The organism is Aliikangiella aequoris (genome assembly GCF_053709105.1).
Map to the genome: position 1 here is coordinate 1,968,806 of NZ_CM132298.1, position 23,886 is coordinate 1,992,691.

Below are 23,886 nucleotides of genomic sequence, written 5' to 3' on the forward strand. Positions count from 1 at the left end.
AGCTTGATAGTTTTAAGCCTAATACTTAATGGTTATTTATATTTATTAAACACATAAAAAAAGAGGCATAAGCCTCTTTTTTTTAAAAGCCGTTTTAAATTATCAACTTACTTGTCTTGTAGAGGTTTATTTTTGATCGACAAGTCTGCTAGCTTTTGCGCATTTTGTAGAGTAGCTAAATCTACCAATATTTTTGCCGTTTCTAAAAGTTTTGAGTCTTCTGGTTCAGTTAACTCTGTATCTTCGTCGATTGCTTTAATAGGTGGCTTGCCCAAAGCTACACGGCGCTTATTTTCTCTAATTAATTGTTTATCTTTGTCTTGTTGCAATAATTTTTTGCGCTCTGCTAAGTTTAAAGTGATGGTTTTTTCTTGGCGGCGTTTATTTAATTCCTCAATGTCGCTAATCAAGTATTGAAACTCTGGATCACTCTTAATGCGATCTAAATGACGATTAGTTAAAGACGCTAAATAATCATTAAAGTCGCCCACTTTTGTATAATCCACAGGATCAATCACATCCCACTTAAGTGAAGTTTTGTAACTTTCTTCACCAAACTCATCTCTTGAGAAAGGATCTGGGTATTTGATATCGGGTACTACCCCTTTGCGTTGCGTACTTTCACCGCTGATACGATAAAATTTATTAATGGTCAGTTTAAGTGCGCCAAATAAGTTTTCTTCTGAACGGAAAGTTTGGTTTAAATCTAACACTCGTTGAACCGTGCCTTTACCAAAAGTTTGTTCACCTACAATTAAGCCTCTGCCATAGTCCTGTATTGCTCCGGCAAATATTTCTGATGCCGATGCGCTCGAACCATTAACTAAAACTGCGAGTGGACCATCCCACACGGTACCAGGATCGGTATCTGATAATAAATCGACAAAGCCACGCCCACTTTTATCTTGTACTACCGGGCCTGTGTCTATAAAGAGTCCAGTTAATGCTACGGCTTCATCTAGTGAACCACCACCATTTGAGCGAAGGTCAATCACAATGCCCTGTACGCCTTGGTCCTGCTTCATTTCTTCAATAAGATTACGAATGTCTCGCGTAGTACTTCGGTAGTCCTTTTGGCCTTCGTATTTGGCTTTAAAATCAACATAAAATTTGGGCAAATCAATTACCCCAATCCGTTGTACTTTACCATTCGCTTCGACTTCAATAATTTCTGATTTTGCAGCTTGTTCTTCAAGCTTTACTTCTTCTCGAACAATCGAAATAATTTTTGTTTTTCCCGCTACACTGCTGTTAGCTGGCTCTATTTCTAATCTAACCACACTTCCAGCATCGCCTCGTATTAAGTCAACCACATCATCTAGGCGCCAACCCACAACATCCACGAGTGGTTCTTTACCCTGCCCAACACTGATAACTTTATCATCAACTTTTAGCTCACCAGATTTGTCCGCTGGCCCAGCTTCTACAATGCGATTAATTTTAGTGTAGACATCATCTGATTGAAGTACGGCTCCAATGCCCTCTAGTGATAACTTCATATCAATATTAAAATTTTCAGCATTTCTTGGAGAAAAATAAGAGGTATGCGGATCAACCGTATTAGTGTATGCGTTCATAAAATAACTAAATACATCTTCACTATTAATTTGAGATACTCGCCGCATTGCTGCTTTATAACGTTTAGCAAGAATATCTTTAGCTTCGTCCCAGCTTTTGTCAGCTAAAATTAGATTAAGTGCATCACTTTTAACACGTTTGCGCCAAAGTTCATCAAGTTCTTTATTAGTCTTAGCCCAATTTGCATCTTCTCGGTCAAACTGAAAAGTCTCGTCTTTGGTAAAGTCCATTTCGTTGTTTAATAGGGTCATTGCATATTTATTACGCTCTGACCAACGCTCTTGAAAAACACTATAGATATGAAAAGACGGCTTTAACCAACCAGTGAGAATTGAGTTATCTAAACTGTAGCGATACTGTTGAAACGATTTAATATCATCAGCTAAAAAGTAAGACTTATTGTTATCAAGCATTTCGATAAATTGATCGAGTATTTTAACCGACTGTTCATTGCCTAAACGCGGCTTTTCAAAGTGATAATCAGTAATAAATTTAGCAATATAGCGACTCGCTTGATGATGCGCTGGATTAGGCGACAAGTCGACTAAGGGGTACTCTTCTTCTGCCAGTGATTGTGTTGGCGGCGCTGTATTGCTTGCTATAGCTGTGGTTGCCATAAACAAAGCCACTAAACTAAAATTCACAACTGAATTATATAACTTCATTAAAAATCACTTCCTGATTAGATTACTGAATCGCTCTTTGAGCTGAGACTTCTTCTTATCATAAGACTAACAAGTAAGAAGTTGGTTCGTAAGTTAGTTAAATAAATAACGCTAAACTGGATAAAACTCAAGTAAAACTCTTAAAATAAAGCTGACCATTGTAATAAATTGTGTAAATGCTCAAGTTCTAACCATTTAATTAACGAACCGACTCATTCTTAGCACTTGTTTATTAAAAAGCCAGCAAAATTGCTGGCTTGCTATGGCTATAAGTATCGACTGATTACATAAAAGCTTGAATACCAGTTTGTGAGCGACCTAATATAAGCGCATGAATATCATGAGTACCTTCATAAGTATTAACCGCTTCTAAGTTAAGCATGTGTCTAATAATGTGAAACTCATCACTAATTCCATTACCGCCGTGCATATCTCGAGCTGTGCGCGCAATATCAAGCGCTTTGCCACAAGAGTTACGCTTGATTAGCGAAATCATTTCCGGTTTAAACGCTTTAGCATCGATTAATTGACCTACTCTTAAAGCGCCTTGTAAACCAAGTGTGATTTCAGTTTGCATATCGGCTAATTTCTTTTGGTAAAGCTGAGTTGCTGCTAATGGGCGGTTAAACTGCTTCCGGTTTAGTCCGTATTCTCGCGCAGCATGCCAACAGAATTCGGCAGCCCCCATGGCACCCCAGGCAATTCCGTAACGCGCCATATTTAAACAACCAAAAGGTCCGCCAAGCCCGCGCACCTCAGGAAACATGTTTTCTTCTGGAACGAACACCTCATCCATCACTATTTCACCAGTTATAGAGGCTCGTAACGAGAATTTGCCTTCTATTTTAGGTGCAGAAAGTCCTTGCATACCCTTTTCTAAAACAAATCCACAAATTTTATCTTCTTCATTTTTGGCCCAAACCACAAAAACATCGGCAACTGGTGAATTGGTGATCCACATCTTTGTTCCAGAAATAGAATAGCCACCATCAACTTTTTTGGCACGAGTTTTCATGCTGGCTGGATCTGAACCACTATCTGGCTCAGTAAGACCAAAGCAGCCAATCCATTCGCCGGTGGCAAGTTTAGGTAAATATTTTTGTTTTTGTTCTTCGGTACCATAGGCATTAATTGGGTGCATAACTAAGCTTGATTGCACACTCAATGCACTACGATAACCACTGTCGACTCTTTCGACTTCTCGTGCCACTAAACCGTAGGCTACGTAGCTAACTCCAGCGCATCCAAAGCCTTCAATGGTTGAGCCAAGTAACCCTAGCTCGCCCATTTCTCGCATAATTTCTACATCAAATACTTCATCTCTATTGGCCATTTGTACTCGAGGTTGAAGCTTTTCTTGCGCGTAATTACGTGCCATATCACGAATCATTCGCTCATCTTCAGAAAGCTGTTGGTCTATAAGGAACAAGTCGTCCCAGTTGTCTAAGATCATAATAAACGCCGTCCAGTAATGTCTGCTTATTTAATTAGTATGTTTTATCAATTCTTTTGATACCCCTATAAAACCATGAAAATAGTGACTTATCAAAGTTTTTTTGCGGCAATCCAGTCTAGCCAATATTAATCAAAGAAACTAGTCTCAAAACTGATACTTGTTACACAAACTCAGTTTAGTTGCGCTATATTTAATATTAGGGTTGCTGTTATCATAAGCAATTGATTTAGAATTAATTATACCAAGGCTATTGAGCAACCATGAGCATCAAAAAGCGACTAGAAAATTGGTTAAACAAAGAGAAACCACCGTCTACTTTTCCAATTTGCGATTATGAAAAACTCAGTTATGGCGTTCGCCCTGGCGATGTTATTTTAGTAGAAGGTCGAAGTCGGGTTTCTGATGTGATTAAAGTAATATCACAAAGTCGCTGGACCCATTCTGCTTTGTACATTGGTAGGCTACATGATATTCAGGACGAAGGTTATCGGGCTAAACTACAAAAATTTTATCCCGCAGCTCCTGATCAGCAGCTTCTAATTGAAGGTATTTTAGGTAAAGGAATGATAGTTACGCCATTGGCAGACTATAGCAAAGACAACCTAAGAGTTTGCCGTCCTTCAACTTTGTCTGCGCAAGATGCACAAAATGTCGTTAATTTTGCAGTCGATAAATTAGGGGTAGGATATAATGTTCGCCAACTATTTGATCTTGCAAGATTTATTTTTCCTTGGCGGATCCTGCCGCGGCGTTGGCGGTCTACTCTATTTACTCGAAAACAAGACGAAGTAACTAAAACAGTCTGTTCTTCACTTATTGCTGATGCTTTTTATTCTGTTAAATACCCAGTACTGCCACTATTTAGGCGGCACGGTAAAGACGGCTTAGAGTTAGTACCCCGTAACACTCGGCTGTATACGCCAGCTGACTTTGATTACTCCCCGTATTTTGATGTAAAGAAGTATCCATTTATGGGTTCAAATAGTAGTAGCCCCTATCGAGAGTTGCCTTGGAATACCGACGGGGTAATAGGACATGGCGATAAAGACTTTGATGCTTCATAGTGATTAGAGGAGAGTTGAGTAATAACTTTGGCTCATTATATCGCAAAACCTAATTTTGCCCGCTTGTATAGAACTAAGCTGTATAAAAATCAATCAAATAAAAGTGGCATTTTTATAAATCTGAACTAAATTTATATATAGTAAAGTTAGTTTAATTCCTCTGTTGTTACCTTAGGTTGAAATTGTTTTACTTCCCCTACCCCAGGCAATCCGATTAGGAACCTGGGATTTTTTTGCCTGCATTTTATTTCTGTATAAATTATTATCTGCACTGCTTAAAAGTACACCGTTTTAAACCTATTTAGCTTGGAGATAGGGGCTAGTTTCCATCTGCTACTTGTACTGACAAAATATCACACTGAATATCATCTAAAACTCTCTCTGCGGTACTGCCAATTAAACCGGTTCGATAGACCGTTCCTAAGACTAACAAATCGATCCCGTTTTGTTGAACAAATTCCGGCAGCACAGATTCGGGATAACCTTGTATAAGCAGCTTTTTATCATCATCAAATTGATAATTAGATAGTGCGTTGTCAAAAGCTTGCTGAAAGCTAGCTTTTAAATCATTTACGTATTGTAGGTACGCATCTTCACCTATGGCAAAATCAGTCGGACCCATTCCAACACCTACGCCAGCCCCCATATCACTCCAAACTTGATATTCCATAGGCTCTACACAATTTAAAACATAAGCATCAGCCGCCAGATTTAGTTTTAGTAAATGCGTCGTAGTTAAGATTCTATCATTTAAACCTTTAGGCTTATTACGTGACAACGAAGGATCAATAGCGGCTAATAGGTTGTTATACTGATTCGACTTAGATTGCTTAGTTAGGATAAGTGGTATTTTACTGGTCTTTAATAGCTGCCAATCGTTAGGCGTAAATAATACACGTTTAAGAAAAGCGTGCGGATAAGTTGCCTTAATAATTAAATCGGCATTTACTGCGGTCGCTTCTTGGTTAATGCAGTCGTAGCTTTCTTTGTGCCAAATAAAATGAGAACTGACGGAGATGTTTTGCTCTGCTAATTTCGTTTCGTACTCTTTAAATTGGTTAAGCTTTTTAGCGACATAAGCTTTTTTAGCCGTTTCTAAGTCATCTTGGTTAAATAAAATGTTAGATGAAAGGCTTCTGTTATAGACACAGGCAAACAAATGAACCTGCGCATTAAAAGCTTTTGCAAGATAGGTAGCTCGTTCAATCGCATGTTGCGAGTCTCGCTCTGGTTCAGCAACTACTAATATTTTGTTAATCGATTGCATAATCGCTCCTTTCAAAATGATAAGTGAGTTGTTCTTTCAACATTTTGAAGTAAGCGAAATTAAAAATAAAGCCATCAAAATTTAGGCCAAGTTTATTTTGGCCCATTTGGAATGAGTTAGCGCGTTTAGCAAAACGTTAAATAAACGCTCGTTGGGCTTGCTAACAGCTAGCTTGTTGGTAAAAACAAGCGCTGGTAATTTTCAGTTGTTTGTTTGCAAAGCGTATCAAAATCTTCCCCTCTCACCTCTGCTAAGAAACGAGCGACATCAGTAACGTGGCGTGGCGAATTAGGTTTACCACGATGCGGTGCGGGGGTTAAATAAGGACTGTCTGTTTCTACCAAAATTCTATCGGCTGGTATTTGGCGCGCGACCTCACGTAACTCAGTTGCATTTTTAAAGGTCACAATTCCAGAAAATGAAATATAAAACCCTAAAGCCATAGCTTCTTCGGCCATTGCCAAGGACTCAGTAAAACAATGTAAAACACCGCCGGATTTTTGCGCATTTTCTGACTTTAGCATTTGAATGGTATCTTCTCGCGCATCTCTTGTATGAACTATGAGCGGAAGCCCCGTTTCTACAGAAGCTTGTACGTGTGTTCTAAACAAAGCAAGTTGCTGTTCTTTGGACTCTTTATCATAATAATAGTCGAGTCCTGTTTCGCCAATGGCGATAACTTTTTTGTGCTGCGCTTGTTTTAACAAATAGTCCAAATCAATATTTTGGCCTTTGGTATACAGCGGATGAATACCAACTGAGGCATGAACATCTTTGTGCTGCTCTGCAATTTGAATAACTGCGTTTTGGTTATCAACATTAATTGCCACACATAAAAACTGCCCTACGCCGGAGTCGCGAGCCGCTTGCAAGGCGACATCCAGTGATCCATTAAAACCGCTGAGATCTAGCTGATCTAAATGACAATGAGAATCGACTAACATAATAAAACCTATTTAAAAATTCTGCGCCATCTTACCCTAAGCCTTGTTTAAATAAAACTACTAGGCTAGGCCAAAATCAATGCGATCATATAAGAAACGGAATTGAATTAAGGTGCTAAAAATCAATCGGTATAAGCTTGTTTAGTTTGCGACAGAGATTCAGCAAGGTGTGGTGCTCTAACAAAAAACAGCCTTAAATGGCTGTTTCAATTTAACTGATAACGAGGCTACATAGTGTGGGTAATGCGATCGGATTCAAGCGAACCCGCTAAGTGAGTTTCAATTTTACCTCGCGTTACGCCTTTATCTTGCTCACTAAATTGAACACCGATACCGCGAGCTTTATTGCCTTGAGCGCCTTTTGGAGTAATCCATATAATTTTACCTGCGACTGGTAAGCGCTCTTTTTCTTCCATTAAGGTTAATAACATGAATACTTCATCGCCAATTTTGCATTGTTTATTAGTAGGAATAAATAATCCGCCATTTTTAACAAAAGGCATATAAGCTGCGTATAAAGCCCCTTTGTCTTTAATGGTTAACTGCATAATTCCATGCTTTGGAGACGCTTGATTTGACATGTTTTACCTTTATTTACCAAGTAGAGTCGAATAATATCCCAATATTTTTACACTAAAGCTAGTTTTGGATAAAGTATTTTCACTTATTCTATGCGCTGTTATTAGTTTAACCAAAGAGATTGTTCGACTTCAGTACCAAGAATTAACTTTAACTAAACTATTTAACTCATTGAATTATGGCTTAATTTCTTGCCGATTTCAAACCAGGGTATAAGTATAGCCTGTAGTTGGAGTTTTGGCTGTAAGTTACTGCCAGAAAATTGAGCTCTGCGATAATCGGTACATTTATCAAACAGGTTTTGAACACTTTTATCTGCGATTTGCCGATACAGCGGGTGGTTTTCTAATAATTTAGATTTTTGTACATTGAAAAAATAGTGACTTAAAAAGTTAACACACTGTAAATCATCGTCAGCAAGATTCGCTAATGCCTGTTGCGGCGTAATTTTATTAGCTAACAACGCATCGAGTAAAGCTATCTGCTCTGAAAACTGCTGTAAACCGTTATTCTCTAGAAACGCTTTGGCATGCAGCGGCGAACCATAGGATGATTCTAATGCTTGCTCGATGCTTGCTTGATCAGCATTTTGGGTATTAGCTTTTATCCAATTGATCTTTATTTGTTTATCGTTATCAGGCGTGACTAGCTGACAGCGGCTTTTAATTGTGGCTGGTACTTGCCCCAAATTGCTAGTAATTAAAATAAGCAAAGTGCTCTGCTTGGGCTCTTCGAGAGTTTTAAGTAACGCATTATATGCCCCTCTACTAAGCAAATTGACTTCCGCAATAATAGCGACACGCCATCCGTCAAGTTGCGCTGTATCTACTAGCTTGTCACTCAGCTGCCTAACTTGATCAATTCCTATGGACTTTTTTTGCTTGCCCTTAGCATCGACTAATTTATCAAGCAAATAAAAATCCGGGTGCGTCGCCGATTGAAACAAATGGCAGCCTTTGCAATCGTGGCAAGGCTGTGCAAAAGCAACTGGGTTGTTACACAACAGGCTTTGCGCAATAGAATTAGCAAAGTCTAATTTACCTGAGCCTTGTGAAGCACTTATCATTAAGCCATGGGCTAAACGATCTTTTTGCAGTGCTTGTGCAAGTTTATTTGCTGCATTCTCAAACCAGGGGTAAAGCATCAGCTATCCTTGAATAAATTGAGCCAGTAGGTTTTTAATGGCTAACTGCACTTGTGGTTGAGATTGTGCTGCGTCAATCACTTTAATCCGCTCACTAGCCTGTTTGGCTCGGTTTAAATAAGCCGCTCTAATTTTTTCAAAGAAAGTGATTTTTTCAATTTCGAACCTATCGGCTTCGCCGCGTGCTTTAGTTCTCTCAAGCGCGTCTTTTACACACATATCTAATAATAGGGTTAAGTCGGGCTCAAAACCATTCAAGCACCACTGCTCTAACTGAGCCAATTTTTCATAGGGGATTCCCCTGCCCCCACCTTGATAGGCGTAGCTCGCATCGACAAAGCGATCACAAAGCACCCAAGTTCCTTCCGCTAAGGCTGGTTTAATGACTTGTTCTACATGTTGGTAGCGCGCTGCAAACATGAGTAGTAACTCTGTTTCAGACTCAACTTTTTCAGTACGTTTTTCAAGTAACAGATGTCGAATGTCTTCTGCTAACGGAGTACCGCCTGGTTCTCTTGTGACTAACACATTAAAACCTTGAGACTCTAGATATTCTTTAACAAATAATAAGCTAGTACTTTTGCCTACGCCTTCGCTACCCTCAAGTGAAATAAACTGCGCTTTTTTCATTGCTTCTCTGTTTTTATTTATATTGTGAATGTCTAATGACTACTTTTTATTTTCTTTTTGACGCTTTAAATAAGCTTTAACCGCTTTGTTATGTTCGCTTAGTGTATCACTAAATTGATGTCCGCCGTCGCCAGTAGCTACAAAATAGAGCGCCGTTCCCGACGCGGGGTTTAAGGCAGCATAAATAGACTCTTTACCAGGCATTGCAATCGGTGTGGGCGGTAAACCTTTAACAATATAGGTGTTGTAAGGGGTAGGTGTTCTTAAATGACGATAAGTAATGTCCCCTTGATAATCCTCACCTACACCGTAAATTACAGTGGGATCTGTTTGTAAACGCATTTTTTTTAAGAGTCGGCGGACAAAAACTCCCGCTATTTCGCTTCTCTCACTCGCAACACCGGTCTCTTTTTCTATAATAGACGCCATTATTAGAGCTTCATATTTTGACTTATAGGGAAGCTCTGATTGTTTCGTTTGCCATGCATGCTCTAATACTTGCTTCATTTGGGTATGGGCACGTTTTAATATGTCCGAAGCTTTATGGCCTTTAGCATATTGATAGGTTTCCGGTAAAAACCACCCTTCTAGGTGTTGCTCATTGATTGCCAATTGCTTAGCAATGCCTGGCATTGTGTCATCTAAATCATCAATTAATTTATTTGCTTGTCGAAGCTGCTTAAGTAAAACGGCAAAATTAACACCTTCGACAATGGTAAAGCTGTATTGAATGACATCTCCATTGGCTATTTTCGTTAATAAGGTTTTTGGGGTGTCGGACTGCTCAATTGTATATTCGCCTAACTTTAACTGAGCTAGCTGAGGTTCTAACCAAGCGAGTATTTTAAAGTAGAGTTTACTGCTAATAATTTTTTGCTTAACCAAACTAGAAGCTAGGCGATTGACCCCGTCACCCGCTTTTATTTCTATTTTTACTTGCTGCTTCCCTTGTAAATTAAGAGGCTCTTGCAAAAAAGATTGATAACTTAGCCACTGAAAAGCGACACTTAAAAAAGTGATCAGTAGTAAAATTCCAAAAGTGATACGTAAGGGAGTGAGTTTATTAATAGCCATTTAAATATTAACGCTTAAAGTTCAAAGTCGATTGTAAGTCGACTGCGATTTGAGTATCAAGCGCTTTGTTGTTTATTTGGTTGACCAGTCTCATCCCCATCACCGCATTTGTCACCAGTGCACTTTGAACACGACTTAGATCGCTGCGTTTAAGCTGGGCTTCTTTGACTGAAATATTATGCGCTAACATCGACCGCATTAATCGAGCCCGGGTGATCCCTAATACTCCTGCGCTAAGGATAGAAGGAGTTACCCATTGATGATCAAGGTAAAAGAATAAGTTTGACTTGCTGCCAGAAATGACATTATCGCCGGCATACATTATTACTTCTTGATTTAAACTACTTAATTGTCTGCTGGCTAGCACGCTATCTAATCGGTTTAGGTGTTTAAAGCCTGCGAGATGAGGATTGACAGAAACAGCGATTTGGGAGTCAATTAAACTCATTGGTTGCGTTAGCGAATCTACCCAAGGGCTAAGTTGAATTAGTACTTGCGAGGTCGCGTGTTTGCTGACTTGATAACCACGCTCTTGCTGTTCTCTATAGCATGTGATTCGAAAGCATCCACGCTCAAAATTAACTATATTTGCCTGAAAACACGCGAAAAGTTTATCTAAGTTAAGATGTTCAAATCTAAAATGATGTGCGGCGGCTGATAGTCGCTGATAATGCGCGTCTTTATGGCGTATTTGCTGGTTTTCAAATAGGCCGGTTGTAAAGAATCCATCACCATATAAAAGCCCTCGGTTTAAATTTTCTGGGCTTTCTAGATGAGAAATTACTGTTATATTCAACGCTGTCGCCGCACTTACTTAAAGCAATTAAAAGGTTAAAGCTTTGAAAAAAGTAGCGAACCGTTAGTACCACCAAAACCAAATGAATTACACAAGCTATGCTCAATATCGATAGATTGTGGTTGGTGAGCGACATAATCTAAATCACAGCCTTCATCTGGGTTGTCTAAGTTTATCGTTGGTGGAGCGACTTGGTCGCGGATAGCTAAAATACTGAAAATTGCCTCGACACTTCCTGCTGCACCTAATAAATGCCCTGTCATTGACTTAGTTGAGCTAACTCTGACCGCTTTCGCTGAATCTTTGAATACCGCTTTAACCGCTTGCGTTTCTGCGATATCGCCGGTTGATGTTGAGGTCCCGTGAGCGTTTATATAATTAACTTGCTGTGGGTTAATTTGAGCATCATTAAGTGCATTGTTCATTGCCGCGGCAGCCCCTTCACCGTTTTCTGGTGGTGAGGTCATATGGTAGGCATCTCCACTCATTCCAAAGCCTGAGAGTTCCGCGTATATTTTAGCGCCACGTCGTTTAGCACTATCATATGACTCTAATACCACAACACCCGCGCCGTCGCCGAGTACAAATCCATCTCGATCTTTGTCCCAAGGTCGGCTTGCAGTTTGTGGAGAATCATTACGAGTAGATAAAGCTTTTGCAGAGTTAAACCCTGCAATTATTAATGGTGTGGTGGCCATTTCGGAGCCGCCAGCAACCATTACGTCTGCGTCACCATAAGCAATCATTCTAGCTGCATGTCCAATATTATGAACCCCTGTAGTACACGCCGTTACAATTGATATATTAGGGCCTTTCATGCCATACATAATTGAAAGTTGGCCAGCAACCATATTAATGATAGAGCCAGGTATAAGAAACGGCGATACTCTGCGTGCACCACGATTTAATAACTGCTGATGATTAGATTCAATGGTTTGCATTCCACCTAAGCCAGAAGCAACGCACACACCGACGCGATGCGCATTTTCATCAGTCACTTCAATACCTGAGTCTTTAATCGCTTGGACAGAAGCTGCTATGCCATACTGAATAAAACTATCAAATTTACGCGCTTCTTTTTTAGGCATAAACTCTTCAACATTAAAACCTTTAACTGAAGCCGAAAAATGCGTCGCTAAGCCATCAGTTTCAAAGGCACTAATCGAAGCGGCTCCGCTTTGTCCTTTTAAAATGGCTTCCCAAGTCGATTCCACACTATTACCTAAAGGAGAAACCATACCAAGTCCGGTAACTACGACTCTATTTTTCATCTAAAAGATTTCCTTAATCAGTTTATACAAACAAATCAGTTTAAATTCAGGCTATTTTGCTATTTAAACAACATTTAGTGCCTTATAAAACCAACCTTTATACAATAAAGTGTGTTTTATAAGTATTCTAATTAAAACCTGGGTTTAATTTAGCCAACCTATATGACTACATATATAACTTAAATTCTTTTCTTGTGAGACGCTAAGAAGCAAAAAAGCTGCGATAGTTTGACCTATCGCAGCTTTTTTAGACAATAATCAGAGTTCTGATTAAGCGCCTTCTACATTCGCCTTGATGTAATCAACAGCTGCTTGAACAGTGTTAATTTTTTCAGCTTCGTCATCAGGGATTTCAGTATCGAATTCTTCTTCAAGTAGCATGACCAACTCAACTGTATCCAGTGAATCTGCTCCAAGATCGTCAACAAAAGATGCTTCAAGTGTTACTGCATCTTCAGAAACGCCTAACTGCTCGACAACGATCTTCTTTACGCGGTCTTCTATAGTGCTCATGATAGTTCTTTTCCTCTAAAAATTTATTCAGCAAACGCTGAGGCGTGTAGTTTATTGATTTTGTGTAAAGTTGCAAGTTACAGGCCGAAGTTTTTTCTTGGTCTGACCACTAGCCCTTTCAATAAAAACTCTTACTTTTTATTCGCGTGAACTCAGCGAGAGCCATATTAAACACAAAAATCACTTAAAAATAAAGGTTTAATCTAATTTGTTATGTAAATACGGGTAACAGTTAACTGTTATCCCATATACATACCTCCATTTACATGGATAGTTTCTCCAGTAATATAACCAGCACCATCAGAAGCTAAAAAGCCTACCGCGTTAGCGATATCTTGCGGTGAGCCTAGTCTTGCTAAAGGAATTCCTTTCGCTAATTCTGCCCGCTGAGACTCCTCAAGTGCTTTGGTCATATCGGTATCAATAAATCCTGGCGCTACTACGTTTACAGTAATACCTCTGGTACCTATTTCTTTGGCAAGCGATTTACTAAACCCTATTACACCGGCTTTCGCAGCGCAATAGTTTGCTTGTCCGGGATTTCCTGTTGAACCTACTACTGAGCCCACGTTAATGATTCTTCCCCAACGGGCTTTCATCATTCCTCGTAAGCAAGCTTTTGAGAGTCGGTAAATAGAGGTTAAATTAGTTTCCAAAATGCTATCCCACTCATCATCTTGCATTCTCATAAGTAGGTTATCTTTAGTGATTCCGGCATTATTAACTAAAACTTCTGGCGTTTTACCATAATGATCTTTTAAGCTTTTAATGAGTGCCTCTATAGAGTCTGCACTCGAAACATCTACCACAAAACCAGCGCCTTGATAGCCTGCGTCTTGTAATATTTGGGTAATATTGTCTGCACCTTTTTGTGAAGTCGCGGTTCCTGCCACTATGTAACCAGCATTAGCTAGGTTTTCTGCAATGGCTCTACCAATTCCGCGTGAAGCACCAGTTACTAACGCCAACTTTGCGTCACTCATATTTTTCTCCAGGTTTAATTTATCCGGCTTTTAAGCTCGCTTATATTAAAGCAATTTCTTAAGAAACTGCTCCAACCACTTGATTAAAAGACTCTTTATCTTTTAGTTGATGCGCAATCAATGAGCGGTCAATACGTTTAGCCAAACCGCTGAGCACATTGCCAGGGCCGCACTCTACCAGTTGAGTTACTTCATTTGTGGCAAGCATTTGAACAGTTTCTGTCCAACGTACTGGGCAATAAAGCTGTCTTACTAGAGCCGCTTTAATTTTATCTGCATCTTGTTCAATCATTACATCAACATTGTTGATGACTTGACCTTGTGGCGTATTAATCGCAATTTCTTCTAGAGCCGCTTGTAATGACTCCGCCGCTGGTTTCATTAATGCACAGTGCGACGGTACGCTAACAGCCAGAGGTAAAGCTCGTTTAGCACCTTTATCCTTACATTTTTGCATTGCCGTTTCTACCGCAGCGACATTACCTGCAATAACAACTTGACCAGGTGAATTAAAATTAACTGCCGATACAACCTCTTCACCCGCTGACTCTTCGCAAGCTTCAATCACAAGCAGGTCATCTAATCCGATTATGGCTGCCATTTTACCGGTACCCGCCGGAACTGCTTTTTGCATAAATTCGCCGCGTTTTTCAACCAATTGTAATGCATCGCGAAAATCAATAACTTCAGCGGCAACAAGCGCAGAATATTCGCCTAAACTGTGGCCTGCAAAATAACTCGGGCGGGCTTCTGTTTGACTTTGCCATAAGCGCCATAAAGCAACGCTAGCGGTTAGTAATACGGGTTGAGTAATTTGGGTTTCATTGAGCTTTTCTGCGGGACCTTGAGCGACTAACTCTGTCACGTTATAGCCAAGCACCTGAGACGCCTCACTAAACGTATCAATAACTACTTGCTCGTTCATAAAGTCGGCAAGCATACCAATACTTTGTGAGCCTTGACCGGGAAAAACCATCGCAAATTTTGTTGAACTCATCATTGTTTCCTGTTGCTAATTTTTGTTAGTAAAAATAACGCCTTCTACAACAGCAGGCTTTATTTAGTTATTATTTCAGCGCTTTGATCAATTTTTGGTTTTGCTTGTTCTAATCGCTCTCTTATTATTTGAGGCAGTTTCTGGTTGGCTTGAGTGATTGCTTCTTGTATTGCCCAATAAGTCGCATTCACATTAGCACTTCCGTGGCTCTTAATGACAATACCACGCAACCCTATTAAACAGGCACCATTGTATTTTTCTGGATTAACCTCGGCTTTAAACGCAGCGATTACTGGCTTAGCAAGTAATCCGCAAAACTTAGCCCACCAATTTTTCTCAAAGGCATGCTTAATTTTATGGGCTAAATAATGGGTTAATCCTTCTGATGCTTTCAGTACATTATTACCCGTAAAACCATCGGTTACGATAACTTGGTAGTCACCACTAAAAATCTGGTTGCCCTCAACAAATCCAGAATAATTTAAGCCGTCAATTTCGCTTATCAGTTGTGAGGCTTTTCGCAATGTTTCTGAGCCTTTATTATCCTCTTCCCCAACGTTTAACAACCCCACTTTAGGCGCGACCTGCTTATCTAAACACTTAGCTAACTCATTTCCCATAATTGCAAACTGGGTTAAGCGTTTTTCATCACAAGCAACATTCGCCCCCAAATCTAATAAAAATACATGATCATTTTTTAAAGTAGGAATAGCCGATATAATTGCAGGCCTATCAATACCAGGCAGCATTTTTAAGATATACCGCGAAATTGCCATTAATGCGCCAGTATTACCTGCACTTACACAGGCATGAGCTCTGCCGTCTCGCACCGCTTCTAAAGCCAGTCGCATTGATGATGATTTTTTAGTCTTCATAGCTAACGCTGGAGAGTCGTCCATGAGAACGTCTTGCTTTGAGGCAATTACTGAAATGTTAGGGTTGTTAATAATTTTAAGTTGTTTTAGGTGTCGATTTAGTTGCTCTACTTGACCGTAAAGCTGGAACTTGACTAGCGGATAGTTATTTATTGCCTTTTTTATTGCAGGCAGAATAACTGAGGGGCCAAAATCGCCCCCCATGCAATCAATCGCAATGATGACCTGAGTCAAAACTGCTTGATTTAATTAAAGTACTTTACGACCGCGGTAGAAGCCATCTTCAGTCATATGATGACGTCTGTGAAGCTCACCAGTCGTTTGGTCTTCTGATAAAGACGCAGTGTTGTCTACTAAAGCATCGTGTGAACGACGCATATCTCGCTTTGAACGGGTAACTTTATTCTTTTGAACAGCCATGGTATTTCTCCTAAACTTAAGTTTTCTTTAAATTCTGTAATACTGAAAAAGGGTTTGCCGCTTTTTCAGCCTTTTCAATTTCGGCTTCGTCTAACTCACCAAAACTCATCTTTGTCTCGATTTCCTCTATTGGCTTATTAGCTACAAGCGGAATAGATAAAATTAATTCGTCTTCTACAACCTGTTTAATGTCTAAATTGCCATCTTCCATCAAAACAGGTTCGTATTCTTCGTCAACATCTACAAATTGACTTTCGGCAACCACGGCACAAAAAGTCACCGTTCGCTCGATCTTATAATCTATTGGGTCAAAACTAGTTTGACACTGTAGTGTTACGTCGGCAACCAAATTGGTCACTAACAAACACTGACGTCGATGATCATACTCAGCGTTTATCTCAATAGCAACTTGCCCATTTTCTGAATATAAAAGCTCTTTTAGTCGTTCAAAAGAAGCGATCGGCCAATTAAACTTAATTTGGCCATTTTTATTCGCCAATTTAGTTGGCTGAATACTACTGTTTTCAAGGGATTGTTGCATAGGCGCGCGATTCTACCCAAAAGCTTGTTAAAAGGCAAAATAATTCACAAAATCAGCTTAATTATCCACATAATCAGCTCAAATTTTGGAAAATTACTGTAATTGGCGAATTATAGTTGTCTAATTTACTTATTCATAGTCTTCATCGAGTAAATCATCAATTAGCTTTACTGGCTCAATCTCAGGTCCAATTAGGTTTTCATCCCAATTAGTACCGGCTAACACTTCGTCTTCATGCATGCCATGTAGCCAATCATCAATAAATTCGTCTGGATCGATAGGTGTCGCTTGATAATCAGCCCACTCTTCTACCGCAAGTTTGGCGGCTCGAGCTTCTGATGAGAAAAATAAGATGACTTCTCTTCCGGCAAAATCTTCCGATTCACATACTGCCCAGTCTTCACCGTTAAAAAGCCCCCAAACCAACTCGGTTTCTACTACTTCGTCAAGAAAACTTTGATAGTAGCCTAGTAGATTAGACTCGGTAAGTTGTGCTGATTCACTTTGGTTTGACATAGAAGAACCCATTTTATTTGGTAATAAGCAGCAGTTGCTAACCAGGATAGTGCGTTTGATTATAAAGGGCTAATTATAACCAATTGTAGTAGCGAACCCTATATTTTTTACTAACAACGATCATTAACATAATTTAAGTTTTTTATTGTTTAAATATTAGCCAGCAAGAACATTAAGTAAAATTTGAATGAGTATAACTACAAGCTAGGGTATTGCCGCTTGCCCTGCTACAATAAATTGAATTGAATCTATTGAACCCAAACGAATGCGCCGAAGTGGACAACCAATTGATACCAACGTAGCAATTAACTGGTCAATCGTTAAACAGTTGCTGCCTTTTTTAACCGAGTTTAAATGGAGAGCATTGCTGGCCATTGTGTTTTTGATACTGGCAAAGCTCGCCACAGTAGTCTTACCATTTATTTTAAAAGCGATAGTCGATAGTTTAGTTCCAAACACAACATCGGCAGATAGTAATCAAAGCACCCTACTCAATTTTAATCAACAATACCAATACTTGTTAGCCCCTGTCAGCTTAGTGATTGCCTACGGTGCTTTGCGCTTTCTCAATGTGCTATTTGGAGAAATTAGAGACACTCTGTTTAGCCGCGTAACCGAAAGAACCATTCGACGGATTAGTTTAAGCGTATTTCAACATTTGCATCAGCTGGATATTAACTTTCACTTAAACCGTAAAACTGGCGGGTTGTCGCGTGATATAGAGCGAGGAACCCATGGTATCAGTTTTTTAATGCGTTTTATGGTATTTAATATTATCCCTACGCTGTTAGAGATTTCTTTAGTCGTTGGTATTTTACTCACAAATTACGGTTGGGAATTTGGGCTGATTACTTCGACAGCGATTTTAATTTATATTTGTTTTTCCGTGGTTGTAACCAATTGGCGCAACCAATACGTTCGGGCAGCTAATTCTGCTGACTCGCAAAGTAACACACGTGCAATAGATAGTTTATTAAACTACGAAACCGTAAAATACTTTACTAATGAAAAGTTTGAAGCTCAACGTTACGATAGCGACTTAAAAAACTGGGAAGCAGCCAAACTTAAAAATCGACTTAGTTTGTCTTTTTTAAATGCCGGGCAAGCATTAATTATCAGCATAGCTGTGGCCAGCCTACTCTATTTAGCCGTTGGACAAGTTAGTCAAGGACTGATAAGTGTTGGCGACTTTGTATTAATTAATGCTTTTATGATGCAACTATTTATGCCATTGAACTTCCTTGGTTTTGTCTACAGAGAAATTCGTGTTGCTATCGTTAATATAGAAAAAATGTTTGAATTACTCGCCACTAAACCGTCGGTTATCGAGCAACCCAATGCACAAACATTAACCAGTTTAAACCAACCTATTAGTTTTGATCGAGTTAGCTTTGGTTATCAAAGTAACCGTCAAATATTAAAGCAAATTAGTTTTAATATTTTACCCAACCAAACCGTTGCGATTGTTGGCTCAAGTGGTTCAGGTAAATCAACCCTTGTTAAGCTGTTACTCAGATTTTATGATCCTACCCATGGCACTATTCAAGTTGGGTCAACTTCTCTGACTCAATTTGGCCTAGCATCTTTACGCGCACATATTGGGGTTGTGCCACAGGATACCGTACTGTTTAATGATAGTATTTTTGAGAATGTCCGTTATGGTAAGCCTACTGCTACTGATCGCGAGGTAGAGCGAGCCATTCAGCTAGCTCACTTGCAGCAATTTATTGAAGAATTACCAGAAGGCAGGGATACCCTAGTAGGCGAACGAGGCTTAAAACTTTCGGGCGGCGAAAAACAACGAGTTGCCATTGCTCGTGCACTAATAAAACAGCCCCAGTTACTTATTTTTGATGAAGCCACTTCTTCATTAGACAGTATTTCAGAAAATAAAATTCTTTCAGCAATTAAAGAAATAGCTGCAGACTATACCAGTTTAATTATTGCGCACCGGCTATCTACCATTGTGCATGCCGATACCATCATAGTATTGCAACAAGGTGAAATTAAAGAGCAAGGCAGCCACACCCAATTATTGGCCGCACAGGGCGCATATTATAAATTATGGCAAAAGCAACAACATCAAAAGGCGTCATCATGAGTGAGCAAAATTATAATCCACCTTTAGTACTAGCCTCTAGCTCTCCTTACCGAAGTGCATTACTTAAACGTTTAATGATTCCTTTCCAGGTTTGTGCTCCTAATATTGATGAAACCCCTTTGCACGAAGAATCACCACAAGCAATGGTGGAGCGCCTTTCGGTTCAAAAAGCCGTCGCCGCTTTAAGCCTTCACCCAAACGCATTGGTTCTAGCATCTGATCAAGCTGGCGTATTTGAGGGGCGAATTATTGGTAAGCCGCACACGCTTGAAAACGCCCGCCAACAACTGGCACAGTTTTCTGGTAAGCAAGTAGAGTTTATAACAGGTGTTTGCGCTACCCAGCGAAAGCCGCACAAGCAAGCCTACTTAGAAAGTCGAGTTAGTGTGAAATTTAGGCAGTTATCTAAGCAAACTATCGAGAACTATTTATTAGCTGAAAAGCCTTTCGATTGTGCCGGTAGTTTTAAAGTTGAGTCATTGGGAATTAGTTTATTTGAGAGCGTCACTAGCGATGACCCTACCGCTTTAGAAGGCTTGCCTTTAATTGCTACTTGTAAGTTACTTAGGTTGCTTGGCGTTAATATTCCTTAGTGATAAAAGCAAACTCAAGCACTTTTATTGTTAGTTATAGCCAGCGCAGCCTAGGTACTTTAAGGCTTTAATTTATAGCGATAATTTAAAACTAAGATCTACGCTGAAAAACCTGCACAAAAACAATGCCTAAAACCAATAAAAACATACCAAGCAACTGGTTAGTTTGAATAACTTCATCGAGTATAGGTACAGACAAAAGTGCAACAAAAACTAGTCCGCTAGAGGCCAAAATACTTGCTTCAAAAGCTCTTAAAAACTGCATGACATAATTAAAAACAAGCATAGTTAACGCGATAGACACCACGCCATTTAAACCAATAACCCACCAATTGTAGTGAGAAATGCTAGAAAGCGGAGCTAAATTAAATAAACCTACTAAAACTAAAGGTAACCCCCCACTCGTGATCGCGATAAATGAGACCACTCCTGAACTCGGTTTGCTAGCAGTATTGATGTGCAGCTTACGCATTAATATATTGGTAATGGCTAAAAAGACGACTGCTAAGATACTCAAAATAACTCCAGTGAGTGTATCGCCTGTAGGTACCACTAGAAAATAAACATGGACACCGAACAAAGCAATTAATGCTCCTAGCAATTGCCAAATGGTCGGCTTTTCTTTTAATACGAGTGCGCTTAACAACATGGTAACTATACCAACAAAATTAATTAAGTAAGCGTGAGTATTTACCGGCAATAGTTCGAGCGATAATATAAATAAGGTTTTTACAATCGTAAAATTGCAAATTCCCATCGTAATAATGATGACCCAATGAGCACGGCTAATTTGGTTGAAATTAAATGAAGTTTTTCTAACACTTTCTATCAGAGAAATGCCGATAAAACCGAATAACACTTGCAGCCAAACAAAGGTAAAACCGTCAACTTGGTTTAATGTTGACTTTGCCAAAACAGTCACAAGAGCAACTGCAAACATCGTTGCGATTAATAAAAGACTTGCACTCAACTTTGTTGACGGAATCTTAAGCATTGGAATTAGCGGCCAAATTAATCCAGCGACTGTATATTATCGCTTTATTGCCCTGCCAGTTTAAAAAAACCTGAGACAGGCAAAAAGTAATATCATGCTGGAACTTAATTAGCTTCACACCAAGCTTTAAAGTGAGCCACATTTTTTAAAATCGATAGCGGCTTGTGTTCTGCTAATTGATCGTATTCGTTAGCCCCACTGGTAACCCCTATAGAAGCTACACCTGCAGCATTAGCCATACCTAAATCATGTACGCTATCACCTATTACTAATGTTTCGGGCTTACTTTTTCCCATGCGCTGCATTAAATGCTCGACCATTTCCGGGTGGGGTTTTGACTGTGCCTCATCGGCACAGATGGTGATATCAAAGAAGTCGAGTAAATCAACTTCTGCTAAAACTCGGTTGAGACCGGCTCTTGCCTTTCCTGTTGCCACAGCAATAGAAATTGACTGCTGTTTTAACCAGTTAAGGTTCTCTAACACGCCGTCAAATAACGGGGACGGGGTTGTGTCACCAGTGATATATTGATGCCGATAGATATCTAAAAATTTTTCCTTGGTTGTAGCATCACACCCTGGAAATAAAGTCTGCATAACCGCTTGCATACTCAAGCCGATAATTGATTTGACAGCTTCTTTAGTTGGAATCGGCAATCCGGTTAGCTTTGCAGAGGTTTGCATCGCTGACACAATACGTCCGGTCGAATCCATTAAGGTTCCATCCCAGTCAAATATTACAAAAGAATACTGCGCTCTTATTAGCTGACTCATCTTGCCCTACTCATAATTTAAATTAACGGTTAGTGAGCTTATTGATCACTTGATTAAAAACTTCAGGGGGCTCTGCTTCGAAAGAGTAGATCTTTGGATCGTCTGGAATTTTAAAAGACAATCGCTGGGCATGCAGCAAAAATGTCTTTAGACCAAACTCTTTTAAAATAGGTGCGGCTTGCGTTTGACTATTATATTTTGCATCACCGAGTAAGGGACAGCCCGCTGCTAAAGCGTGCACTCTAATTTGATGGGTTCGCCCGGTTTGTGGCATCGCTTTAATAACACTAAACCCATTGAGTCTTTTTAAACACTTAAATAAAGTCTCAGACGCTTTACCGTCTTTTTCTACACTGACAAATCGCTCACCCGACTTTAACTGATTCTTTTTTAACGGTGCAGTAATGCGGTTTTTCGAGTTATCCCAAGTTCCTTCTACAATAGCTAAGTACTCTTTACGCATTTGTTTGTTGCGTAACTGTTCATGAAAATAAGTTAAATAGCTTCTTCTTTTAGCTATTAATAAACAGCCCGACGTGTCTCGATCTAATCGGTGAACTAGCTCTAAAAACTTTTCTTTAGGACGCAGCGCCCGCAGAGCTTCGATAACGCCAAACGATAATCCACTACCACCATGTACCGCCATTCCGCTTGGTTTGTTTAATAGTATATATTGGTTGGTTTCGTGAATAATCAGGCTTTCAAGCTGTTGTACGCTATCTAATTTATGCAAATCAATTGATTGGCTTTTCTCGGTGATTCGTATTGGCGGGATTCTTACTTCGTCTTGAGAGGTTAATTTGTACTCGGCTTTTACGCGCTTTTTATTAACTCTCACTTCACCTTTACGCAAAATTCGGTATACGCGACTTTTAGGTACGCCTTTTAGCAAGGTAAACAAATAGTTATCTATACGTTGCCCATCGTGATCTTCATCAATGGTCACTAATTGTACTTTATCAAAACTTGTCACTAACCTAGTAATCCAATTCCCATAATTTCCGGCAGTATATCAAAGAAAATTAGATATTTTTAACTATTAAGGCTTTATCCCGGAATTAACTGATTGAGATTGATGAAAATACTGTGATAATTGCCGATTGACTAGGTAATTAAGCCAATGACTAACTGACTGCCCTTTTTTGTGCGCTTCTTCTATTACTAGCTTTTGCTTGTCACTAGGTAAGCAAACAGTGAAATTGCCGACGAAGGGAATAGCCGGTCTTTCTCCCTCTTCAGCTTGAAGCTTGAGGTAGTCATCAACCGTTTTTTCAAAGTTTAGTTTAAGTTCAACACAAGACTCTCCATCAAACTCGAGCAAGTCTAGCGCATTTATAACCTCGCCCACGAGCTTTTGGGTATGCAAGTCGTAGTCAATTTGACCAATAAACCCTTTATACATCAACATAATAATACCTAAGGAAAGATAATAACCCATGCTGGTTAAATTATAAAAAATAGAGCATGCGCGCGAACTTTAGTTAAAGACAAACTCCATTTCAGATAAATAAAAACCGCCGCCTAAGCCTAATTTTAAAGACTTAAGTTCAGCCGCTAATTAAACCAGTACTATTTAACTGCTTAGTTAAGACTGTTAATTAAAATATAGCAGTAAGTGTTTAAAATAAAAGCAATTCTTAGCAATAAATTACTCTTAATAACAAAGCTTTTATAGCTATAATTTTTAATGTTAAGTGTCTCCAAAGACTATTTTGAAAACTATCGACTAAATAGCAAACTAACGAGTTGGATTTACCTTCAATTGAAATTTTTAATAACCCAAATCAACTCATTTGTGCCCTAGAATGAAAAGTGCTTTATTTATGTAAAAAAATAGGTCGTTAGATAGTTTCCATCGCAAAAGTATCGATAGAATACAGGGTATTCTGGGTCTTGTTTAAAAGGTGGCTCTGTTTTTACTGATTTTGGTGCGCCCGGCAGGAGTCGAACCTGCGGCCTGACCCTTAGGAGGGGTCCGCTCTATCCAGCTGAGCTACGAGCGCAAAAAAAAGTTTTAATCGATAATGCAGCGCTTAATATCGGCTAAGCTTTATATAAAGCGGAATAATCAAATTTCACGATTGAAAGCCAAATCAAGTTGCAGAATATTCT

24 protein-coding genes and 1 tRNA gene are annotated in these 23,886 nt (G+C 39.4%); 3 read left to right on the forward strand and 22 right to left on the reverse strand.

What is annotated here, in order from left to right; translation table 11 throughout:
- Window positions 1-107 precede the first annotated feature (107 nt).
- Together ACUR5C_RS08435 and ACUR5C_RS08440 are read right to left on the reverse strand one after the other, a co-directional pair.
- On the reverse strand, window positions 108-2,243 hold the full coding sequence (locus tag ACUR5C_RS08435; protein ID WP_454464672.1) for a carboxy terminal-processing peptidase: 2,136 nt from the start codon (window positions 2,241-2,243) through the stop codon (window positions 108-110).
- Window positions 2,244-2,526: 283 nt separating this feature from the next.
- Window positions 2,527-3,696, reverse strand: a complete 1,170-nt coding sequence (locus ACUR5C_RS08440) for an acyl-CoA dehydrogenase (RefSeq protein WP_454464673.1) — start codon at window positions 3,694-3,696, stop codon at window positions 2,527-2,529.
- A gap of 263 nt (window positions 3,697-3,959) precedes the next feature.
- Here ACUR5C_RS08440 and ACUR5C_RS08445 point away from each other — a divergent pair, with 263 nt between their 5' ends.
- Complete coding sequence (locus ACUR5C_RS08445; RefSeq protein WP_454464674.1) at window positions 3,960-4,763, forward strand: YiiX/YebB-like N1pC/P60 family cysteine hydrolase; 804 nt, start codon at window positions 3,960-3,962, stop codon at window positions 4,761-4,763.
- 319 nt (window positions 4,764-5,082) lie between these two features.
- On the opposite strand, the gene ACUR5C_RS08450 is transcribed toward ACUR5C_RS08445, so the two are convergent.
- The 15 genes from ACUR5C_RS08450 to ACUR5C_RS08520 form a co-directional block, all read right to left on the reverse strand.
- Window positions 5,083-6,030 carry a universal stress protein gene (locus ACUR5C_RS08450; protein ID WP_454464675.1) on the reverse strand — a complete coding sequence of 316 codons (948 nt, stop codon included), beginning with the start codon at window positions 6,028-6,030 and terminating at the stop codon, window positions 5,083-5,085.
- A 167-nt stretch (window positions 6,031-6,197) separates the two neighbouring features.
- Window positions 6,198-6,974: a TatD family hydrolase gene (locus ACUR5C_RS08455; protein WP_454464676.1), complete on the reverse strand. Its 777-nt coding sequence runs from the start codon at window positions 6,972-6,974 to the stop codon at window positions 6,198-6,200.
- A gap of 227 nt (window positions 6,975-7,201) precedes the next feature.
- Window positions 7,202-7,555 (reverse strand): PilZ domain-containing protein, encoded by a 354-nt coding sequence (locus ACUR5C_RS08460; protein ID WP_454464677.1) that lies wholly within the window; start codon window positions 7,553-7,555, stop codon window positions 7,202-7,204.
- A 161-nt stretch (window positions 7,556-7,716) separates the two neighbouring features.
- Window positions 7,717-8,697, reverse strand: a complete 981-nt coding sequence (locus tag ACUR5C_RS08465) for a DNA polymerase III delta subunit-related protein (RefSeq protein ID WP_454464678.1) — start codon at window positions 8,695-8,697, stop codon at window positions 7,717-7,719.
- A gap of 3 nt (window positions 8,698-8,700) precedes the next feature.
- The gene (gene tmk / locus ACUR5C_RS08470) at window positions 8,701-9,327 is read right to left on the reverse strand and encodes a dTMP kinase (protein ID WP_454464679.1); all 627 of its coding nucleotides are present in this window, start codon (window positions 9,325-9,327) and stop codon (window positions 8,701-8,703) included.
- Window positions 9,328-9,366: 39 nt separating this feature from the next.
- Window positions 9,367-10,401, reverse strand: a complete 1,035-nt coding sequence (gene mltG, locus ACUR5C_RS08475; protein WP_454464680.1) for an endolytic transglycosylase MltG — start codon at window positions 10,399-10,401, stop codon at window positions 9,367-9,369.
- Between the two features lie 7 nt (window positions 10,402-10,408).
- Window positions 10,409-11,197, reverse strand: coding sequence for an aminotransferase class IV (locus ACUR5C_RS08480; protein ID WP_454464681.1), 789 nt, complete (start codon window positions 11,195-11,197; stop codon window positions 10,409-10,411).
- Window positions 11,198-11,232: 35 nt separating this feature from the next.
- A complete protein-coding gene (fabF, locus tag ACUR5C_RS08485) occupies window positions 11,233-12,468 on the reverse strand; it encodes a beta-ketoacyl-ACP synthase II (RefSeq protein ID WP_454464682.1) in 1,236 nt (411 codons plus the stop codon).
- A gap of 270 nt (window positions 12,469-12,738) precedes the next feature.
- Window positions 12,739-12,981, reverse strand: a complete 243-nt coding sequence (gene acpP / locus ACUR5C_RS08490) for an acyl carrier protein (protein ID WP_454464683.1) — start codon at window positions 12,979-12,981, stop codon at window positions 12,739-12,741.
- A 239-nt stretch (window positions 12,982-13,220) separates the two neighbouring features.
- On the reverse strand, window positions 13,221-13,964 hold the full coding sequence (gene fabG / locus ACUR5C_RS08495) for a 3-oxoacyl-ACP reductase FabG (protein ID WP_454464684.1): 744 nt from the start codon (window positions 13,962-13,964) through the stop codon (window positions 13,221-13,223).
- 58 nt (window positions 13,965-14,022) lie between these two features.
- The gene (gene fabD, locus ACUR5C_RS08500) at window positions 14,023-14,961 is read right to left on the reverse strand and encodes an ACP S-malonyltransferase (protein WP_454464685.1); all 939 of its coding nucleotides are present in this window, start codon (window positions 14,959-14,961) and stop codon (window positions 14,023-14,025) included.
- Between the two features lie 59 nt (window positions 14,962-15,020).
- Window positions 15,021-16,070 carry a phosphate acyltransferase PlsX gene (gene plsX / locus ACUR5C_RS08505; RefSeq protein WP_454464686.1) on the reverse strand — a complete coding sequence of 350 codons (1,050 nt, stop codon included), beginning with the start codon at window positions 16,068-16,070 and terminating at the stop codon, window positions 15,021-15,023.
- 15 nt (window positions 16,071-16,085) lie between these two features.
- A complete protein-coding gene (gene rpmF / locus ACUR5C_RS08510) occupies window positions 16,086-16,256 on the reverse strand; it encodes a 50S ribosomal protein L32 (RefSeq protein WP_454464687.1) in 171 nt (56 codons plus the stop codon).
- Window positions 16,257-16,272: 16 nt separating this feature from the next.
- On the reverse strand, window positions 16,273-16,797 hold the full coding sequence (locus ACUR5C_RS08515) for a YceD family protein (protein WP_454464688.1): 525 nt from the start codon (window positions 16,795-16,797) through the stop codon (window positions 16,273-16,275).
- 129 nt (window positions 16,798-16,926) lie between these two features.
- Window positions 16,927-17,313, reverse strand: a complete 387-nt coding sequence (locus ACUR5C_RS08520) for a DUF2750 domain-containing protein (RefSeq protein ID WP_454464689.1) — start codon at window positions 17,311-17,313, stop codon at window positions 16,927-16,929.
- Window positions 17,314-17,578: 265 nt separating this feature from the next.
- Here ACUR5C_RS08520 and ACUR5C_RS08525 point away from each other — a divergent pair, with 265 nt between their 5' ends.
- Both ACUR5C_RS08525 and ACUR5C_RS08530 read left to right on the forward strand, forming a co-directional pair.
- Window positions 17,579-19,414, forward strand: a complete 1,836-nt coding sequence (locus ACUR5C_RS08525; protein WP_454464690.1) for an ABCB family ABC transporter ATP-binding protein/permease — start codon at window positions 17,579-17,581, stop codon at window positions 19,412-19,414.
- On the forward strand, window positions 19,411-20,007 hold the full coding sequence (locus tag ACUR5C_RS08530; RefSeq protein ID WP_454464691.1) for a Maf family protein: 597 nt from the start codon (window positions 19,411-19,413) through the stop codon (window positions 20,005-20,007). The genes ACUR5C_RS08525 and ACUR5C_RS08530 overlap by 4 nt, the downstream gene beginning before the upstream one ends.
- 91 nt (window positions 20,008-20,098) lie before the next feature.
- Here the strand turns inward: ACUR5C_RS08530 and ACUR5C_RS08535 are convergent, their stop codons facing one another.
- From ACUR5C_RS08535 to ACUR5C_RS08555, 5 genes are all read right to left on the reverse strand, one after another.
- The gene (locus tag ACUR5C_RS08535; RefSeq protein WP_454464692.1) at window positions 20,099-21,001 is read right to left on the reverse strand and encodes a DMT family transporter; all 903 of its coding nucleotides are present in this window, start codon (window positions 20,999-21,001) and stop codon (window positions 20,099-20,101) included.
- A 104-nt stretch (window positions 21,002-21,105) separates the two neighbouring features.
- Complete coding sequence (locus ACUR5C_RS08540) at window positions 21,106-21,774, reverse strand: HAD family hydrolase (protein WP_454464693.1); 669 nt, start codon at window positions 21,772-21,774, stop codon at window positions 21,106-21,108.
- A 22-nt stretch (window positions 21,775-21,796) separates the two neighbouring features.
- Window positions 21,797-22,747 (reverse strand): 23S rRNA pseudouridine(955/2504/2580) synthase RluC, encoded by a 951-nt coding sequence (rluC, locus tag ACUR5C_RS08545; protein WP_454464694.1) that lies wholly within the window; start codon window positions 22,745-22,747, stop codon window positions 21,797-21,799.
- Between the two features lie 66 nt (window positions 22,748-22,813).
- Window positions 22,814-23,182 carry a hypothetical protein gene (locus ACUR5C_RS08550; protein WP_454464695.1) on the reverse strand — a complete coding sequence of 123 codons (369 nt, stop codon included), beginning with the start codon at window positions 23,180-23,182 and terminating at the stop codon, window positions 22,814-22,816.
- A 518-nt stretch (window positions 23,183-23,700) separates the two neighbouring features.
- Window positions 23,701-23,777: transfer RNA gene (locus ACUR5C_RS08555), tRNA-Arg, on the reverse strand.
- Window positions 23,778-23,886 lie beyond the last annotated feature (109 nt).

Coding starts and splice junctions, on each gene's coding strand:
- ACUR5C_RS08435 (WP_454464672.1), bottom strand. CDS start 2,243: ATGAAGTTATATAATTCAGTTGTGAATTTTAGTTTAGTGGCTTTGTTT.
- ACUR5C_RS08440 (WP_454464673.1), bottom strand. CDS start 3,696: ATGATCTTAGACAACTGGGACGACTTGTTCCTTATAGACCAACAGCTT.
- ACUR5C_RS08445 (WP_454464674.1), top strand. CDS start 3,960: ATGAGCATCAAAAAGCGACTAGAAAATTGGTTAAACAAAGAGAAACCA.
- ACUR5C_RS08450 (WP_454464675.1), bottom strand. CDS start 6,030: ATGCAATCGATTAACAAAATATTAGTAGTTGCTGAACCAGAGCGAGAC.
- ACUR5C_RS08455 (WP_454464676.1), bottom strand. CDS start 6,974: ATGTTAGTCGATTCTCATTGTCATTTAGATCAGCTAGATCTCAGCGGT.
- ACUR5C_RS08460 (WP_454464677.1), bottom strand. CDS start 7,555: ATGTCAAATCAAGCGTCTCCAAAGCATGGAATTATGCAGTTAACCATT.
- ACUR5C_RS08465 (WP_454464678.1), bottom strand. CDS start 8,697: ATGCTTTACCCCTGGTTTGAGAATGCAGCAAATAAACTTGCACAAGCA.
- tmk (WP_454464679.1), bottom strand. CDS start 9,327: ATGAAAAAAGCGCAGTTTATTTCACTTGAGGGTAGCGAAGGCGTAGGC.
- mltG (WP_454464680.1), bottom strand. CDS start 10,401: ATGGCTATTAATAAACTCACTCCCTTACGTATCACTTTTGGAATTTTA.
- fabF (WP_454464682.1), bottom strand. CDS start 12,468: ATGAAAAATAGAGTCGTAGTTACCGGACTTGGTATGGTTTCTCCTTTA.
- acpP (WP_454464683.1), bottom strand. CDS start 12,981: ATGAGCACTATAGAAGACCGCGTAAAGAAGATCGTTGTCGAGCAGTTA.
- fabG (WP_454464684.1), bottom strand. CDS start 13,964: ATGAGTGACGCAAAGTTGGCGTTAGTAACTGGTGCTTCACGCGGAATT.
- fabD (WP_454464685.1), bottom strand. CDS start 14,961: ATGAGTTCAACAAAATTTGCGATGGTTTTTCCCGGTCAAGGCTCACAA.
- rpmF (WP_454464687.1), bottom strand. CDS start 16,256: ATGGCTGTTCAAAAGAATAAAGTTACCCGTTCAAAGCGAGATATGCGT.
- ACUR5C_RS08515 (WP_454464688.1), bottom strand. CDS start 16,797: ATGCAACAATCCCTTGAAAACAGTAGTATTCAGCCAACTAAATTGGCG.
- ACUR5C_RS08520 (WP_454464689.1), bottom strand. CDS start 17,313: ATGTCAAACCAAAGTGAATCAGCACAACTTACCGAGTCTAATCTACTA.
- ACUR5C_RS08525 (WP_454464690.1), top strand. CDS start 17,579: ATGCGCCGAAGTGGACAACCAATTGATACCAACGTAGCAATTAACTGG.
- ACUR5C_RS08530 (WP_454464691.1), top strand. CDS start 19,411: ATGAGTGAGCAAAATTATAATCCACCTTTAGTACTAGCCTCTAGCTCT.
- ACUR5C_RS08535 (WP_454464692.1), bottom strand. CDS start 21,001: ATGCTTAAGATTCCGTCAACAAAGTTGAGTGCAAGTCTTTTATTAATC.
- ACUR5C_RS08540 (WP_454464693.1), bottom strand. CDS start 21,774: ATGAGTCAGCTAATAAGAGCGCAGTATTCTTTTGTAATATTTGACTGG.
- ACUR5C_RS08550 (WP_454464695.1), bottom strand. CDS start 23,182: ATGTTGATGTATAAAGGGTTTATTGGTCAAATTGACTACGACTTGCAT.